This window comes from Bacillus sp. hwrm1 (genome assembly GCF_040207805.1).
Classification (GTDB): domain Bacteria; phylum Bacillota; class Bacilli; order Bacillales; family Bacillaceae; genus Bacillus; species Bacillus velezensis.
Window position 1 is genome coordinate 4,045,001 of record NZ_CP157943.1, and the last position, 15,878, is coordinate 4,060,878.

General features: G+C 49.8%; 9 protein-coding genes, 9 tRNA genes and 5 rRNA genes (1 of these 23 cut by a window edge). All 23 read right to left on the reverse strand.

Translation table 11 applies throughout. The features are described 5' to 3' along the window. Positions 1-416: ribosomal RNA gene (locus ABK447_RS20330) — 23S ribosomal RNA — on the reverse strand; it reaches 2,514 nt to the left of the window's first position. Positions 417-649: 233 nt separating this feature from the next. Further along, positions 650-2,199 (reverse strand): 16S ribosomal RNA (locus tag ABK447_RS20335). Between the two features lie 164 nt (positions 2,200-2,363). Next, positions 2,364-2,439: transfer RNA gene (locus ABK447_RS20340), tRNA-Ala, on the reverse strand. Positions 2,440-2,443: 4 nt separating this feature from the next. Next, a tRNA-Pro gene (locus tag ABK447_RS20345) sits at positions 2,444-2,520 on the reverse strand. A gap of 16 nt (positions 2,521-2,536) precedes the next feature. Continuing rightward, positions 2,537-2,613: transfer RNA gene (locus ABK447_RS20350), tRNA-Arg, on the reverse strand. 11 nt (positions 2,614-2,624) lie between these two features. After that, positions 2,625-2,710, reverse strand: a tRNA-Leu gene (locus ABK447_RS20355). A gap of 14 nt (positions 2,711-2,724) precedes the next feature. Continuing rightward, a tRNA-Gly gene (locus ABK447_RS20360) sits at positions 2,725-2,799 on the reverse strand. Between the two features lie 24 nt (positions 2,800-2,823). Next, positions 2,824-2,905 (reverse strand) — tRNA-Leu (locus ABK447_RS20365). A gap of 6 nt (positions 2,906-2,911) precedes the next feature. Further along, a tRNA-Lys gene (locus ABK447_RS20370) sits at positions 2,912-2,987 on the reverse strand. A 36-nt stretch (positions 2,988-3,023) separates the two neighbouring features. Next, positions 3,024-3,099, reverse strand: a tRNA-Thr gene (locus tag ABK447_RS20375). 5 nt (positions 3,100-3,104) lie between these two features. After that, a tRNA-Val gene (locus ABK447_RS20380) sits at positions 3,105-3,180 on the reverse strand. A gap of 23 nt (positions 3,181-3,203) precedes the next feature. Further along, positions 3,204-3,319 (reverse strand): 5S ribosomal RNA (gene rrf, locus ABK447_RS20385). A 48-nt stretch (positions 3,320-3,367) separates the two neighbouring features. Then, positions 3,368-6,297, reverse strand: a 23S ribosomal RNA gene (locus ABK447_RS20390). A gap of 233 nt (positions 6,298-6,530) precedes the next feature. Then, positions 6,531-8,080 (reverse strand): 16S ribosomal RNA (locus ABK447_RS20395). The 16S, 23S and 5S rRNA genes sit together here with 9 tRNA genes alongside, the layout of an rRNA operon. Before the next feature lie 327 nt (positions 8,081-8,407). Then, entirely contained in the window at positions 8,408-9,907 is a 1,500-nt protein-coding gene (gene lysS, locus ABK447_RS20400) for a lysine--tRNA ligase (RefSeq protein ID WP_039062453.1), read from the reverse strand. Positions 9,908-9,996: 89 nt separating this feature from the next. After that, on the reverse strand, positions 9,997-10,998 hold the full coding sequence (gene dusB / locus ABK447_RS20405) for a tRNA dihydrouridine synthase DusB (protein ID WP_007409948.1): 1,002 nt from the start codon (positions 10,996-10,998) through the stop codon (positions 9,997-9,999). A gap of 21 nt (positions 10,999-11,019) precedes the next feature. Further along, positions 11,020-11,229 carry a helix-turn-helix domain-containing protein gene (locus tag ABK447_RS20410; protein WP_003150668.1) on the reverse strand — a complete coding sequence of 70 codons (210 nt, stop codon included), beginning with the start codon at positions 11,227-11,229 and terminating at the stop codon, positions 11,020-11,022. Continuing rightward, entirely contained in the window at positions 11,181-11,684 is a 504-nt protein-coding gene (gene folK, locus ABK447_RS20415; protein ID WP_020955216.1) for a 2-amino-4-hydroxy-6-hydroxymethyldihydropteridine diphosphokinase, read from the reverse strand. Before folK ends, ABK447_RS20410 begins: the two co-directional genes overlap by 49 nt. Beyond that, positions 11,681-12,043 (reverse strand): dihydroneopterin aldolase, encoded by a 363-nt coding sequence (gene folB, locus ABK447_RS20420; protein WP_003150671.1) that lies wholly within the window; start codon positions 12,041-12,043, stop codon positions 11,681-11,683. Before folB ends, folK begins: the two co-directional genes overlap by 4 nt. Then, positions 12,036-12,893, reverse strand: coding sequence for a dihydropteroate synthase (gene folP / locus ABK447_RS20425; RefSeq protein WP_007409946.1), 858 nt, complete (start codon positions 12,891-12,893; stop codon positions 12,036-12,038). The genes folB and folP overlap by 8 nt, the downstream gene beginning before the upstream one ends. Continuing rightward, on the reverse strand, positions 12,874-13,758 hold the full coding sequence (gene pabC, locus ABK447_RS20430) for an aminodeoxychorismate lyase (protein ID WP_039062450.1): 885 nt from the start codon (positions 13,756-13,758) through the stop codon (positions 12,874-12,876). Before pabC ends, folP begins: the two co-directional genes overlap by 20 nt. Next, positions 13,755-14,342: an aminodeoxychorismate/anthranilate synthase component II gene (pabA, locus tag ABK447_RS20435; protein WP_007409944.1), complete on the reverse strand. Its 588-nt coding sequence runs from the start codon at positions 14,340-14,342 to the stop codon at positions 13,755-13,757. Before pabA ends, pabC begins: the two co-directional genes overlap by 4 nt. Before the next feature lie 15 nt (positions 14,343-14,357). Next, positions 14,358-15,770, reverse strand: coding sequence for an aminodeoxychorismate synthase, component I (pabB, locus tag ABK447_RS20440; RefSeq protein ID WP_059366886.1), 1,413 nt, complete (start codon positions 15,768-15,770; stop codon positions 14,358-14,360). Between the last annotated feature and the right edge of the window lie 108 nt (positions 15,771-15,878).

Consider the following 15,878-nt stretch of genomic DNA (forward strand, 5'->3'; position numbering starts at 1 on the left):
AGGATCCACTCAGGAGAGAACGAAGTTTTGACTACAGGGCTGTTACCTCCTATGGCGGGCCTTTCCAGACCTCTTCATCTACCTCGTTCCTTTGTAACTCCGTACAGAGTGTCCTACAACCCCAAGAGGCAAGCCTCTTGGTTTGGGCTGGTCCCGTTTCGCTCGCCGCTACTCAGGGAATCGCATTTGCTTTCTCTTCCTCCGGGTACTTAGATGTTTCAGTTCCCCGGGTCTGCCTTCTCATATCCTATGTATTCAGATATGGATACCACTCCATTACGAGTGGTGGGTTTCCCCATTCGGAAATCTCCGGATCAAAGCTTGCTTACAGCTCCCCGAAGCATATCGGTGTTCGTCCCGTCCTTCATCGGCTCCTAGTGCCAAGGCATCCACCGTGCGCCCTTTCTAACTTAACCGTTAAAAAGAATCACTACGTGATATCTTGCATTACTAATTGAATGTGAATTACTTCTGTTATCTAGTTTTCAAAGAACAACGCATAGGACATGCTAACACATGCGTTGCCACAGGAAGTGGCGCATTTAGCAGATGTTCCTATGTTTTGAAGGAATGATCCTTCAAAACTAAACAAGACAGGGAACGTTCTGTTTATAAGACCCAAGGTCTTATATTCCGTTAAAATCCTTAGAAAGGAGGTGATCCAGCCGCACCTTCCGATACGGCTACCTTGTTACGACTTCACCCCAATCATCTGTCCCACCTTCGGCGGCTGGCTCCTAAAAGGTTACCTCACCGACTTCGGGTGTTACAAACTCTCGTGGTGTGACGGGCGGTGTGTACAAGGCCCGGGAACGTATTCACCGCGGCATGCTGATCCGCGATTACTAGCGATTCCAGCTTCACGCAGTCGAGTTGCAGACTGCGATCCGAACTGAGAACAGATTTGTGGGATTGGCTTAACCTCGCGGTTTCGCTGCCCTTTGTTCTGTCCATTGTAGCACGTGTGTAGCCCAGGTCATAAGGGGCATGATGATTTGACGTCATCCCCACCTTCCTCCGGTTTGTCACCGGCAGTCACCTTAGAGTGCCCAACTGAATGCTGGCAACTAAGATCAAGGGTTGCGCTCGTTGCGGGACTTAACCCAACATCTCACGACACGAGCTGACGACAACCATGCACCACCTGTCACTCTGCCCCCGAAGGGGACGTCCTATCTCTAGGATTGTCAGAGGATGTCAAGACCTGGTAAGGTTCTTCGCGTTGCTTCGAATTAAACCACATGCTCCACCGCTTGTGCGGGCCCCCGTCAATTCCTTTGAGTTTCAGTCTTGCGACCGTACTCCCCAGGCGGAGTGCTTAATGCGTTAGCTGCAGCACTAAGGGGCGGAAACCCCCTAACACTTAGCACTCATCGTTTACGGCGTGGACTACCAGGGTATCTAATCCTGTTCGCTCCCCACGCTTTCGCTCCTCAGCGTCAGTTACAGACCAGAGAGTCGCCTTCGCCACTGGTGTTCCTCCACATCTCTACGCATTTCACCGCTACACGTGGAATTCCACTCTCCTCTTCTGCACTCAAGTTCCCCAGTTTCCAATGACCCTCCCCGGTTGAGCCGGGGGCTTTCACATCAGACTTAAGAAACCGCCTGCGAGCCCTTTACGCCCAATAATTCCGGACAACGCTTGCCACCTACGTATTACCGCGGCTGCTGGCACGTAGTTAGCCGTGGCTTTCTGGTTAGGTACCGTCAAGGTGCCGCCCTATTTGAACGGCACTTGTTCTTCCCTAACAACAGAGCTTTACGATCCGAAAACCTTCATCACTCACGCGGCGTTGCTCCGTCAGACTTTCGTCCATTGCGGAAGATTCCCTACTGCTGCCTCCCGTAGGAGTCTGGGCCGTGTCTCAGTCCCAGTGTGGCCGATCACCCTCTCAGGTCGGCTACGCATCGTCGCCTTGGTGAGCCGTTACCTCACCAACTAGCTAATGCGCCGCGGGTCCATCTGTAAGTGGTAGCCGAAGCCACCTTTTATGTCTGAACCATGCGGTTCAGACAACCATCCGGTATTAGCCCCGGTTTCCCGGAGTTATCCCAGTCTTACAGGCAGGTTACCCACGTGTTACTCACCCGTCCGCCGCTAACATCAGGGAGCAAGCTCCCATCTGTCCGCTCGACTTGCATGTATTAGGCACGCCGCCAGCGTTCGTCCTGAGCCAGGATCAAACTCTCCGATAAAGTAGTTTGACTGACTACGCACATCGCTGTGCGATTTATTTAAACTTTGAATTAACAGGTACGTTTTGTCTTGTTTAGTTTTCAAAGATCATTTTGTTCACTTTCTCAAGCAACTTTTCAAGTATATAATAAGTTTCTTTTAAAGTCAACATATTTTTTAGAAATGGTGGAGCCTAGCGGGATCGAACCGCTGACCTCCTGCGTGCAAAGCAGGCGCTCTCCCAGCTGAGCTAAGGCCCCGAAGTGGTCGGGAAGACAGGATTCGAACCTGCGACCCCATGGTCCCAAACCATGTGCTCTACCAAGCTGAGCTACTTCCCGATTTTTAAAAATATTATGGCGCGCCCGAGAGGAGTCGAACCCCTAACCTTTTGATCCGTAGTCAAACGCTCTATCCAATTGAGCTACGGGCGCATAATAATGAATGCCGAGGGCCGGACTTGAACCGGCACGGTAGTCACCTACCGCAGGATTTTAAGTCCTGTGTGTCTGCCAATTCCACCACCCCGGCGTGGATGGTATAGTTGGAGCGGAAGACGGGATTCGAACCCGCGACCCCCACCTTGGCAAGGTGGTGTTCTACCACTGAACTACTTCCGCATACAGGATAACTATCCTGCATAATGCGGGTGAAGGGACTTGAACCCCCACGTCATAAGACACTAGATCCTAAGTCTAGCGCGTCTGCCAATTCCGCCACACCCGCGTAACATGGTGAGCCATGAAGGACTCGAACCTTCGACCCTCTGATTAAAAGTCAGATGCTCTACCAACTGAGCTAATGGCTCTTTTTAAAAGACTTATGTTATTATCTTGTCCAAAAATGGTGCCGGCCAGAGGACTTGAACCCCCAACCTACTGATTACAAGTCAGTTGCTCTACCAATTGAGCTAGGCCGGCAAATATGGTGGAGGATGACGGGCTCGAACCGCCGACCCTCTGCTTGTAAGGCAGATGCTCTCCCAGCTGAGCTAATCCTCCATATATTACACTTACGTGTAATAGCTTGGCGGCGTCCTACTCTCACAGGGGGAAACCCCCGACTACCATCGGCGCTGAAGAGCTTAACTTCCGTGTTCGGCATGGGAACGGGTGTGACCTCTTCGCTATCGCCACCAAACCATTGAGAGTGTTCTCTCAAAACTAGATAACAGTAAGCATACATTCTTTGGTTAAGTCCTCGATCGATTAGTATCTGTCAGCTCCATATGTCGCCACACTTCCACCTCAGACCTATCAACCTGATCATCTTTCAGGGATCTTACTTCCTTGCGGAATGGGAAATCTCATCTTGAGGGGGGCTTCATGCTTAGATGCTTTCAGCACTTATCCCGTCCGCACATAGCTACCCAGCGATGCCCTTGGCAGAACAACTGGTACACCAGCGGTGCGTCCATCCCGGTCCTCTCGTACTAAGGACAGCTCCTCTCAAATTTCCTGCGCCCGCGACGGATAGGGACCGAACTGTCTCACGACGTTCTGAACCCAGCTCGCGTACCGCTTTAATGGGCGAACAGCCCAACCCTTGGGACCGACTACAGCCCCAGGATGCGATGAGCCGACATCGAGGTGCCAAACCTCCCCGTCGATGTGGACTCTTGGGGGAGATAAGCCTGTTATCCCCGGGGTAGCTTTTATCCGTTGAGCGATGGCCCTTCCATGCGGAACCACCGGATCACTAAGCCCGACTTTCGTCCCTGCTCGACTTGTAGGTCTCGCAGTCAAGCTCCCTTGTGCCTTTACACTCTGCGAATGATTTCCAACCATTCTGAGGGAACCTTTGGGCGCCTCCGTTACCTTTTAGGAGGCGACCGCCCCAGTCAAACTGCCCACCTGACACTGTCTCCCCGCCCGATAAGGGCGGCGGGTTAGAAGGTCAATACAGCCAGGGTAGTATCCCACCGATGCCTCCACCGAAGCTGGCGCTCCGGTTTCCAAGGCTCCTACCTATCCTGTACAAGCTGTACCAACATTCAATATCAGGCTGCAGTAAAGCTCCACGGGGTCTTTCCGTCCTGTCGCGGGTAACCTGCATCTTCACAGGTACTATAATTTCACCGAGTCTCTCGTTGAGACAGTGCCCAGATCGTTGCGCCTTTCGTGCGGGTCGGAACTTACCCGACAAGGAATTTCGCTACCTTAGGACCGTTATAGTTACGGCCGCCGTTTACTGGGGCTTCAATTCGCACCTTCGCTTACGCTAAGCGCTCCTCTTAACCTTCCAGCACCGGGCAGGCGTCAGCCCCTATACTTCGCCTTACGGCTTCGCAGAGACCTGTGTTTTTGCTAAACAGTCGCCTGGGCCTATTCACTGCGGCTCTCTCGGGCTTGCACCCTAACAGAGCACCCCTTCTCCCGAAGTTACGGGGTCATTTTGCCGAGTTCCTTAACGAGAGTTCTCTCGATCACCTTAGGATTCTCTCCTCGCCTACCTGTGTCGGTTTGCGGTACGGGCACCTCTCACCTCGCTAGAGGCTTTTCTTGGCAGTGTGGAATCAGGAACTTCGCTACTATAATTCGCTCGCCATCACAGCTCAGCCTTCACGGGAAACGGATTTGCCTATTTCCCAGCCTAACTGCTTGGACGCGGATATCCAATACCGCGCTTACCCTATCCTCCTGCGTCCCCCCATTGCTCAAATGGTGAGGAGGTGGTACAGGAATATCAACCTGTTATCCATCGCCTACGCCTTTCGGCCTCGGCTTAGGTCCCGACTAACCCTGAGCGGACGAGCCTTCCTCAGGAAACCTTAGGCATTCGGTGGAGGGGATTCTCACCCCTCTTTCGCTACTCATACCGGCATTCTCACTTCTAAGCGCTCCACAAGTCCTTCCGGTCTTGCTTCACAGCCCTTAGAACGCTCTCCTACCACTGTTCGAAGAACAGTCCGCAGCTTCGGTGATACGTTTAGCCCCGGTACATTTTCGGCGCAGAGTCACTCGACCAGTGAGCTATTACGCACTCTTTAAATGGTGGCTGCTTCTAAGCCAACATCCTGGTTGTCTAAGCAACTCCACATCCTTTTCCACTTAACGTATACTTTGGGACCTTAGCTGGCGGTCTGGGCTGTTTCCCTTTTGACTACGGATCTTATCACTCGCAGTCTGACTCCCAAGGATAAGTCATCGGCATTCGGAGTTTGACTGAATTCGGTAACCCGGTAGGGGCCCCTAGTCCAATCAGTGCTCTACCTCCGAGACTCTTACCTTGAGGCTAGCCCTAAAGCTATTTCGGAGAGAACCAGCTATCTCCAGGTTCGATTGGCATTTCACCCCTACCCACACCTCATCCCCGCACTTTTCAACGTGCGTGGGTTCGGGCCTCCATTCAGTGTTACCTGAACTTCACCCTGGACATGGGTAGATCACCTGGTTTCGGGTCTACGACCACGTACTCAATTCGCCCTATTCAGACTCGCTTTCGCTGCGGCTCCGCATCTTCTGCTTAACCTTGCACGGGATCGTAACTCGCCGGTTCATTCTACAAAAGGCACGCCATCACCCGTTAACGGGCTCTGACTACTTGTAGGCACACGGTTTCAGGATCTCTTTCACTCCCCTTCCGGGGTGCTTTTCACCTTTCCCTCACGGTACTGGTTCACTATCGGTCACTAGGGAGTATTTAGCCTTGGGAGATGGTCCTCCCGGATTCCGACGGAATTTCACGTGTTCCGCCGTACTCAGGATCCACTCAGGAGAGAACGAAGTTTTGACTACAGGGCTGTTACCTCCTATGGCGGGCCTTTCCAGACCTCTTCATCTACCTCGTTCCTTTGTAACTCCGTACAGAGTGTCCTACAACCCCAAGAGGCAAGCCTCTTGGTTTGGGCTGGTCCCGTTTCGCTCGCCGCTACTCAGGGAATCGCATTTGCTTTCTCTTCCTCCGGGTACTTAGATGTTTCAGTTCCCCGGGTCTGCCTTCTCATATCCTATGTATTCAGATATGGATACCACTCCATTACGAGTGGTGGGTTTCCCCATTCGGAAATCTCCGGATCAAAGCTTGCTTACAGCTCCCCGAAGCATATCGGTGTTCGTCCCGTCCTTCATCGGCTCCTAGTGCCAAGGCATCCACCGTGCGCCCTTTCTAACTTAACCGTTAAAAAGAATCACTACGTGATATCTTGCATTACTAATTGAATGTGAATTACTTCTGTTATCTAGTTTTCAAAGAACAACGCATAGGACATGCTAACACATGCGTTGCCACAGGAAGTGGCGCATTTAGCAGATGTTCCTATGTTTTGAAGGAATGATCCTTCAAAACTAAACAAGACAGGGAACGTTCTGTTTATAAGACCCAAGGTCTTATATTCCGTTAAAATCCTTAGAAAGGAGGTGATCCAGCCGCACCTTCCGATACGGCTACCTTGTTACGACTTCACCCCAATCATCTGTCCCACCTTCGGCGGCTGGCTCCTAAAAGGTTACCTCACCGACTTCGGGTGTTACAAACTCTCGTGGTGTGACGGGCGGTGTGTACAAGGCCCGGGAACGTATTCACCGCGGCATGCTGATCCGCGATTACTAGCGATTCCAGCTTCACGCAGTCGAGTTGCAGACTGCGATCCGAACTGAGAACAGATTTGTGGGATTGGCTTAACCTCGCGGTTTCGCTGCCCTTTGTTCTGTCCATTGTAGCACGTGTGTAGCCCAGGTCATAAGGGGCATGATGATTTGACGTCATCCCCACCTTCCTCCGGTTTGTCACCGGCAGTCACCTTAGAGTGCCCAACTGAATGCTGGCAACTAAGATCAAGGGTTGCGCTCGTTGCGGGACTTAACCCAACATCTCACGACACGAGCTGACGACAACCATGCACCACCTGTCACTCTGCCCCCGAAGGGGACGTCCTATCTCTAGGATTGTCAGAGGATGTCAAGACCTGGTAAGGTTCTTCGCGTTGCTTCGAATTAAACCACATGCTCCACCGCTTGTGCGGGCCCCCGTCAATTCCTTTGAGTTTCAGTCTTGCGACCGTACTCCCCAGGCGGAGTGCTTAATGCGTTAGCTGCAGCACTAAGGGGCGGAAACCCCCTAACACTTAGCACTCATCGTTTACGGCGTGGACTACCAGGGTATCTAATCCTGTTCGCTCCCCACGCTTTCGCTCCTCAGCGTCAGTTACAGACCAGAGAGTCGCCTTCGCCACTGGTGTTCCTCCACATCTCTACGCATTTCACCGCTACACGTGGAATTCCACTCTCCTCTTCTGCACTCAAGTTCCCCAGTTTCCAATGACCCTCCCCGGTTGAGCCGGGGGCTTTCACATCAGACTTAAGAAACCGCCTGCGAGCCCTTTACGCCCAATAATTCCGGACAACGCTTGCCACCTACGTATTACCGCGGCTGCTGGCACGTAGTTAGCCGTGGCTTTCTGGTTAGGTACCGTCAAGGTGCCGCCCTATTTGAACGGCACTTGTTCTTCCCTAACAACAGAGCTTTACGATCCGAAAACCTTCATCACTCACGCGGCGTTGCTCCGTCAGACTTTCGTCCATTGCGGAAGATTCCCTACTGCTGCCTCCCGTAGGAGTCTGGGCCGTGTCTCAGTCCCAGTGTGGCCGATCACCCTCTCAGGTCGGCTACGCATCGTCGCCTTGGTGAGCCGTTACCTCACCAACTAGCTAATGCGCCGCGGGTCCATCTGTAAGTGGTAGCCGAAGCCACCTTTTATGTCTGAACCATGCGGTTCAGACAACCATCCGGTATTAGCCCCGGTTTCCCGGAGTTATCCCAGTCTTACAGGCAGGTTACCCACGTGTTACTCACCCGTCCGCCGCTAACATCAGGGAGCAAGCTCCCATCTGTCCGCTCGACTTGCATGTATTAGGCACGCCGCCAGCGTTCGTCCTGAGCCAGGATCAAACTCTCCGATAAAGTAGTTTGACTGACTACGCACATCGCTGTGCGATTTATTTAAAACTTTGAATTAACAGGTACGTTTTGTCTTGTTTAGTTTTCAAAGATCATTTTGTCTTTCGTTCAAGCGACTTTATTATTATATCTTATCAATCTCTTGAAGTCAACAACTTTTTAAATTTCTTTTTTCGTCAGCGCCTTGTTTAGCGGCAACGAATAATAATATACCACCTCACAAATAATAGTGCAATAGTTTTTTAAAAGAAAATCAAAAAAGTTTTACGAGCGGCTTGTTTCTAAAAAAGCGCCGTACTGCGATAAGCAGAAACGGCGCCTTCCCTTTTATTAGCGTTGTCTCATTTGAGGGAATAATAAAACGTCTCTGATAGACGGAGCATTTGTTAACAGCATGACAAGGCGGTCGATACCGATACCCAATCCCCCGGTCGGCGGCATGCCGTATTCAAGAGCTTCAACGAAGTCTTCATCCATCATATGCGCTTCATCGTTTCCTTCTTCTCTTTCTTTTAACTGCGCTTCAAAGCGTTCCCTCTGGTCAATAGGGTCATTCAGCTCCGTAAACGCATTAGCGTGCTCACGGCCGACGATAAACAGTTCAAAACGGTCTGTAAAGCGAGGGTCCTCGGGATTTTTCTTAGCAAGAGGAGAAATCTCTACAGGGTGGCCGTAAATAAATGTAGGCTGAATGAGTGTTTCTTCAATTTTTTGTTCGAAGAATTCATTGATGATATGACCCACCGTCATTGAGTTTGTGATCTCGACACCATGCTCTTTTGCATGACCGCGCGCTTCTTCAACAGTCATCTCATTCCAGAAATCTACACCTGTCGCTTCTTTGACCGCATCTACCATGTGGAGTCGTTTCCACTCAGGTTTCAAATCAATCTGCTCTTCGCCGTACTGGATTGTGGTGCTTCCAAGCACTTCCTGCGCAATATGTGCTACGAGGTTTTCCGTAAGACTCATAATATCTTTATAATCGGCGTACGCTTCATACAGCTCGATCATCGTGAATTCAGGGTTGTGGCGTGTAGAAACACCTTCGTTACGGAACACGCGGCCGATTTCGTAGACTTTTTCCAATCCGCCGACAATCAGGCGTTTCAGGTGCAGTTCAATCGCAATACGCATATAAAGAGGCATGTCGAGTGCGTTATGGTGCGTGATGAACGGGCGTGCAGACGCTCCTCCCGGTATGCTGTGCATCGTAGGTGTTTCAACTTCTAAGTATCCATGGTCATCTAAGTATCTTCTCATCGCTTGGATGATTTTGCTGCGTGTGATAAACGTTTGTTTGCTGTCAGGGTTTACGATGAGATCGAGATAGCGCTGGCGGTAACGCTGTTCAACGTCTTTTAACCCATGATATTTATCAGGAAGAGGACGCAGTGCTTTTGTCAGCAGTTCGAAAGATGTCGCTTTGACAGAAAGCTCGCCTACGTTTGTTTTGAAAACTTTCCCCGTGATGCCGATAACGTCTCCGAGGTCTGAAGATTTAAAGATTTCATATTGTTCTTCGCCGACACTGTCTTTTCTTACGTAAATTTGAATTTGACCTTCTAAGTCCTGCAGATGCGCAAAGCCGGCTTTCCCTTTTCCGCGCTTTGTCATCATACGGCCTGCAATGGTCACTTCGACCGCTTTTTCTTCCAGTTCTTCTTTAGAAAGCTCCTGGTAGGCGTCAATGATCTGTTGAGATTGATGCGTTCTCTCGAAACGTTCGCCGAAAGGGTCAATGCCGTTTTCTCTCAGCTGGTTCATTTTATCTCGTCTGACTTGCAGCTGGTCGTTCAATTCCTCATGATTTTGCTCTTCTTGACTCATTGGTATCACTCCGTTACATTTTGATTTCACGAAAAAGCAGAAAAACTGCCAGCGGTAAGCTGGCAGTGAGCAGCAATAGAGGGTGTATATTAACCTACTTTTGCATCTTGAAGCTCTTTTGCCTCTGCTTCGGCGGTAAATGCATCTAAAAGCTGCACAACTTCTTCACGCGTCTCACATTGGTTAATTTCGTTGCGTACATTCGCATTGCCTCTGACACCTTTCAGATACCAGGCAGCGTGTTTTCTCATTTCTCTGACTGCCACATTTTCGCCTTTTAACTTAATCAGGCGGTCTAAGTGCAGTTTGCATACCGACATTTTTTCACGGACTTTCGGTTCGTCTTTTAACTCGCCGGTTTCAAGGTAGTGCACCGTACGGTAAATCATCCACGGGTTGCCGAGTGCGGCCCGGCCGATCATGACGCCGTCAACTCCTGTTTCCTCAAGCATGCGTTTCGCGTCCTGAGGCGTTTTGACATCACCGTTTCCGATGACGGGAATGGAGACGGATTGCTTCACTTCTTTAATGATATCCCAGTTCGCAGTGCCTTCATACATTTGCACTCTTGTGCGGCCGTGCAGGGCAACGGCTTTTCCGCCGGCACGTTCAACGGCTTGGGCATTTTTCACCGCATAAATGTGCTCTTCATCCCAACCCATTCTCATCTTCACTGTAACCGGCTTATCAACAGCATCTACTACTGCGGATACCATTTCATAAATCTTATCGGGATCGAGAAGCCATTTGGCGCCCGCGTCACATTTTGTAATCTTGGGTACGGGACATCCCATGTTAATATCAATAATATCAGCAGTCGTGTTTTGATCTACAAACTTCGCCGCTTCCACAAGGGTTTCCTTTTTTCCTCCAAAAATCTGAAGGCTGAGCGGTTTTTCACGTTCATCAATGTAAAGCATCCCCATTGTTCTGGCATTGTTGTAAAGAATCGCTTTGTCACTGACCATTTCAGCGCATACCAATCCGGCTCCGAATTCCTTTACAGTCAATCTGAACGCTGAGTTGCAGACACCGGCCATAGGGGCAAGCACAACCCGGTTTTTCAATTGAATATCACCGATTTTAAACATTTTTCCCCTCCTTTCATTTGTCTATTTTTCAGGCGGGGCCAATTCGTCCGCACTTATATTTAAAACATCTGCCGCATCTTGAATGATGGCATCTGACGGCAATCGGTTTCCGCGTTCAATTTCACCGACAATAGAAACTGATATACCTAATGCTTTTGCAAATCCTTCTTGAGTATAACCTTTCAGCTTTCTGAATGCACGAATTCGCCTACCCCAGATTTCTGCTTCCATACTCTTACACCTTCTTGGTTTGTTTCAGCGCTTATCGTGATATGATCCGCCTGCGAACATATTTCTTTTAACGGCGCAAGGACAAATAAGCGCTCATACATTCTCGGATGCGGAACAATCAGCCGCTCTGTTTCAATATTTTCACGATTATACAGCAAAATGTCAAGGTCTGCCGTCCGCGGTCCCCAGCGAATCTCTCTCGTTCTGCCTAATTCAGCTTCAATGCTCTGCGTTACATCAAGAAGTTCAAAAGGAGATAACGACGTTTTCACTTCAACCGCCATATTGAGAAACTGATCTTGATCCTCATAGCCGACGGGATCTGTTTCATATATGGAGGACACCTTTGACACCGTCACGCCATGATGCCGGCTGAGCATGGCCACTGCCTGACGCAAATAATGTTCACGGTCGCCCATATTGGAGCCGAGGCCGATATATGCCGTATTGTTCATGATTTCTTTCTCGTCATTTCTATGGCCACTGATTTATAATGGCCGGGAATCGGCGGGTCAGGCTTAACAACCTTTACCGTACATTGCTGCACCGGTTCAAATTTCTCAAGGACGGTGTCTGCGATCCGTTCCGCAAGGGTCTCGACCAAATTAACGGGCTCGCCCTCAACGATGCCGCGGCAGACACTGTACAATTCCGCATAGTTAATGGTATAAGAGAGGTCATCCGTTTTTCCCGCTTTGCTCAAATCCAGTTCGGCAGTCAGGTCTACTTTGAAGCGCTGGCCGAGTTTGTTTTCTTCTTCGAACACGCCGTGATATCCGTAAAACTCCATACCTTCCACATATACTTTATCCATAATGTACGCCTCCTTTGTTCAACATAGCATCCATCATCTTCGTCATTCTTGCGATCTCTTTGACATCGTGCACCCTCACAATGTCGCAGCCTTTTTGGACGCCAAGGCATACTGTCGCTCCCGTTCCCTCGGCACGTTCTTCAGGGGGAAGGTCAAGCACACGGCCGATGAACCTTTTTCTCGATGTCGCCAGGAGCAGCGGATAACCTAACCCGCTGAACACCTCCAGCTTGTTCATGACAGCCAGATTGTCCTCATAGTTTTTCGCAAAGCCGATCCCCGGATCCAGAATCATGTTTTCATCTGTGACGCCGGCTTCTGCGGCAATTTTTACGCTTTCCATCAAGTCTGCAAGCATATCAGGAATAAGATCGTTGTAGTTTCTTTCCATGCGATTATGCATTAAGATAATCGGAACCCCGTGTGCGGCGGCTACTGACGCCATGTCAGGATCACCTTTCGCCCCCCAGATGTCATTAAGGATAGAGGCTCCCGCTTTGACCGCTTCGTCTGCCACGGACGCTTTGTACGTATCGATTGAAAGCGGAATGTCCAGCTCGCTTGTGATCCGCTCTATGACGGGGATGACTCGTGACATTTCCTCATCAGCCGACACGAGTGATGCGCCGGGTCTTGTCGATTCGCCGCCGATATCTATGATATGCGCCCCTTCTTCAGCCATCTTCGCCGCATGCAGAAGCGCCCTTTCCGTACTGTCGTATTTACCGCCGTCAGAGAAGGAGTCTGGCGTTACATTTAATATCCCCATAACGAGCGTCTTCTCTTTATAGGACAGAGCGCCTTTTTTTGTATGAATCAGTTTAGGCTGTTCAATTGTTTGCTGCGCCATTTTGTTCCTCCTCCTGTACATTCATTTTGTTTATTTCCTGCTGATACTGCTTACGGAGCAATTGCACCGTTTTTCCGCTCACTCCGGGCAGCGGCACTTCCTCTATTTTAGAAAACGGGATGATTTCAAGCACGGAGTTTGTCAACCATGCTTCATCCGCTTCAAGCATTGATTGAAAACGGAATCGGCCTTCGGTGACTTCTGTCCCCTGCCGTTTCAATTCATCAATAACAAACTGTCTCGTTACGCCGTCGAGAATGCCTGTATCCAAGGATGGTGTAAAGACCTTGTCTCCTTTTCGCCAAAACACGTTGGAGACAATGCCTTCCGCGACATCTCCTTCACCGGTCAGGAAAATGCCTTCAAGATTGGGATCATTCCCGATCTCCCGTTTAGCATACATGTTGTTTAAATAGTGATGGGATTTTAACCGAAAAGATCCTTCAGGCGTATTTCTCCGGACAGAGAGAAGCCTGCCTTCTTTTTGAACAGGCAGAGTTTCCGGATTGAGCCGGTTGACGAAACAAAGGACGGTCGGCTTTTCATAAGTCTGCGCGGCAAATCCCTTATCGCTGACGCCTGCCGAGATGTTAAGCCGGACACGTGCGCTGCCGTCCTTGATGTCATTGAGGAGCAACAGTCTTAGAAGCATATCAAGCAGCTCCTGTTTGTTCACCTCATATGCAATCTGCAGATCCCGAAGCGCCCTGTTGAGCCTGGCGACATGCGCATCCGGCAGAAACGGCCGGCCGCTGTAAAGCCTGAACGTCTCGAACGCGCCGATCCCGTACAGATAACCATGGTCAAAAGGAGAAAGCGCCGCTTCTTTCTCCTCTATATATTGACCATTCAAATATATAATCACACCGTCACTTCCTTTTTGCGGTGTGTCTCTATAAAGTTTCTGAGCATCTCTTTGCCGAAGGAGGTCATGATGGATTCCGGATGGAACTGAACACCTTCAACAGGCAGCTCATTATGGCGGATTGCCATAATTTCTCCTTCTTTGGTTTGAGCGGATACCGTAAAACAATCCGGCAGCGTGTCCGCTTTGACAATAAGTGAATGGTACCGGGTGGCGACAAGCGGATTTTGCAGGCCTTTAAAAATCGTCTGTCCGTCATGCATAACTTCTGACGTTTTGCCGTGCATGAGCCGCTCCGCTCTGACGACGTCGCCGCCGAATACTTGCGCAATCGACTGATGCCCGAGACATACGCCGAAAATAGGAATACTGCCGGCAAAATGTTTGATGGCTTCGAGGCTGATCCCCGCTTCATCAGGACTGCACGGCCCGGGTGAAATCATTAAGAAGTCCGGACCCAGCTCTTCAATCTGCTCAATCGTAATCTCGTCATTCCGTCTGACGATCAGTTCCTCCCCGAGTTCACCCAAATATTGAACCAAGTTGTACGTAAATGAATCATAATTGTCAATCATTAAAATCATCTCTGCTCACCTCGTCTAATTTTTTGTCTCTTCTTCGCTCAGCTCTAACGCCTTTTTCATTGCAAAAGCTTTTTTGAACGATTCCTTGTATTCATGCTTCGGAACCGAATCAATGACTACTCCTGCTCCGGACTGCATGAAAGCATGTCCGCCGGCTGCATAGATCGTCCGGATCACAATGTTAAACTGCAAATCTCCGTTAAATCCGAACCAGCCTATAGATCCAGTATAAAGCCCCCGTCTTGTCGGCTCAAGCTCTTCTATAATTTCCATCGTTCTCACTTTGGGCGCTCCCGTGATGGTGCCCCCCGGGAACACCGCATGAATAATGTCTGTCGCGTCATATCCGTCCTGCAGCTCTCCCTGTACGTTTGACACGATATGCATGACGTGGGAATACTTTTCGATCGCCATAAATTCGTTAACCCGCACGGAGCCGTAGCGCGATACGCGCCCGAGATCATTGCGCTCAAGATCAACAAGCATGACGTGTTCCGCACGTTCTTTTTCGTTGTGAATTAATTCATCAGCCAAAGCCTTGTCTTCAGCATCGTCTTTTCCTCTTGAACGCGTACCCGCGATGGGTCTCGTCTCAAGCTTCTTCCCCTTCTTTGTCACCAATAGCTCCGGCGACCCGCATATCACTTGAAACCCCGGTGTCTCGAGATAGGCCATGTAAGGAGACGGATTGACGTTTCTCAAGTGTTTATACACCTCATACGGATGAACGGATAAGGACTGAGACTGCCTGATGGACAAATTAACCTGGAACACATCGCCGCTCGCGATATATTGTTTAATTTGTTCTACAGCCTGTGAAAATCCTTCCTCGGTGAACGGAGCGGCGTACGATCCGTCCCCATTCCGATTCAGCGGTGAAAAAGGCTCGTCCGCCGTTTGGAGGGAACACCACATGTCCTCTAAGCCGGACAGCTTTTCTTCCGCAAGATCCGCTTCTTCCGCTTCAGTATGGGTAATGAGCCATAACGCCTCTTCCTCATGGTCATAAACAGCCACATCATCAAAAACCAGAAAGTAAATATCAGGTGTTTCCAGATCATCTAACGACAGCATCTTAAAATTCTCAATATATCGGGCGTAGTCGTAACTGATAAAACCAATCGCACCGCCCTGAAAGTCCGGAAACTCAACGTTTGTTTCCGTTCCGAGCGTTCCAAACCATTCATGAAAGGCCCGCAGCGGGTCTCCTTCTTTAAACAGTGTTTCCCCCTCATGCTTGATCGTTGTAATTCCGTCTTTTCCTCTGACGGACGCAATCGGATCTAGACCGGCTATACTGAATCTTCCCCCTCTCGCGCTTTCGAGCAGAACATGCCGTTTTCTCGATTTCGAAAGGTTTTCATATCGCTGTAAAAATGCTTGTTTCGTAAAAGGTATTTTTCTTCCTGCCGGTCTGCGTTGTGCCATCATATCAATCCTCTGCTTCGTTTTACTGTAGTTTTATTTTAAAGCAATCACACTGGTGAAAAAAGTGAATTTCACTTCCAACCATAAAATTCGAAACGTTTTTTGGAT

What these genes read in the sequence shown, in the direction of transcription:
- lysS (WP_039062453.1), bottom strand. Translation starts at nt 9,907, where the DNA reads ATGAGTCAAGAAGAGCAAAATCATGAGGAATTGAACGACCAGCTGCAA.
- dusB (WP_007409948.1), bottom strand. Translation starts at nt 10,998, where the DNA reads ATGTTTAAAATCGGTGATATTCAATTGAAAAACCGGGTTGTGCTTGCC.
- ABK447_RS20410 (WP_003150668.1), bottom strand. Translation starts at nt 11,229, where the DNA reads ATGGAAGCAGAAATCTGGGGTAGGCGAATTCGTGCATTCAGAAAGCTG.
- folK (WP_020955216.1), bottom strand. Translation starts at nt 11,684, where the DNA reads ATGAACAATACGGCATATATCGGCCTCGGCTCCAATATGGGCGACCGT.
- folB (WP_003150671.1), bottom strand. Translation starts at nt 12,043, where the DNA reads ATGGATAAAGTATATGTGGAAGGTATGGAGTTTTACGGATATCACGGC.
- folP (WP_007409946.1), bottom strand. Translation starts at nt 12,893, where the DNA reads ATGGCGCAGCAAACAATTGAACAGCCTAAACTGATTCATACAAAAAAA.
- pabA (WP_007409944.1), bottom strand. Translation starts at nt 14,342, where the DNA reads ATGATTTTAATGATTGACAATTATGATTCATTTACGTACAACTTGGTT.
- pabB (WP_059366886.1), bottom strand. Translation starts at nt 15,770, where the DNA reads ATGGCACAACGCAGACCGGCAGGAAGAAAAATACCTTTTACGAAACAA.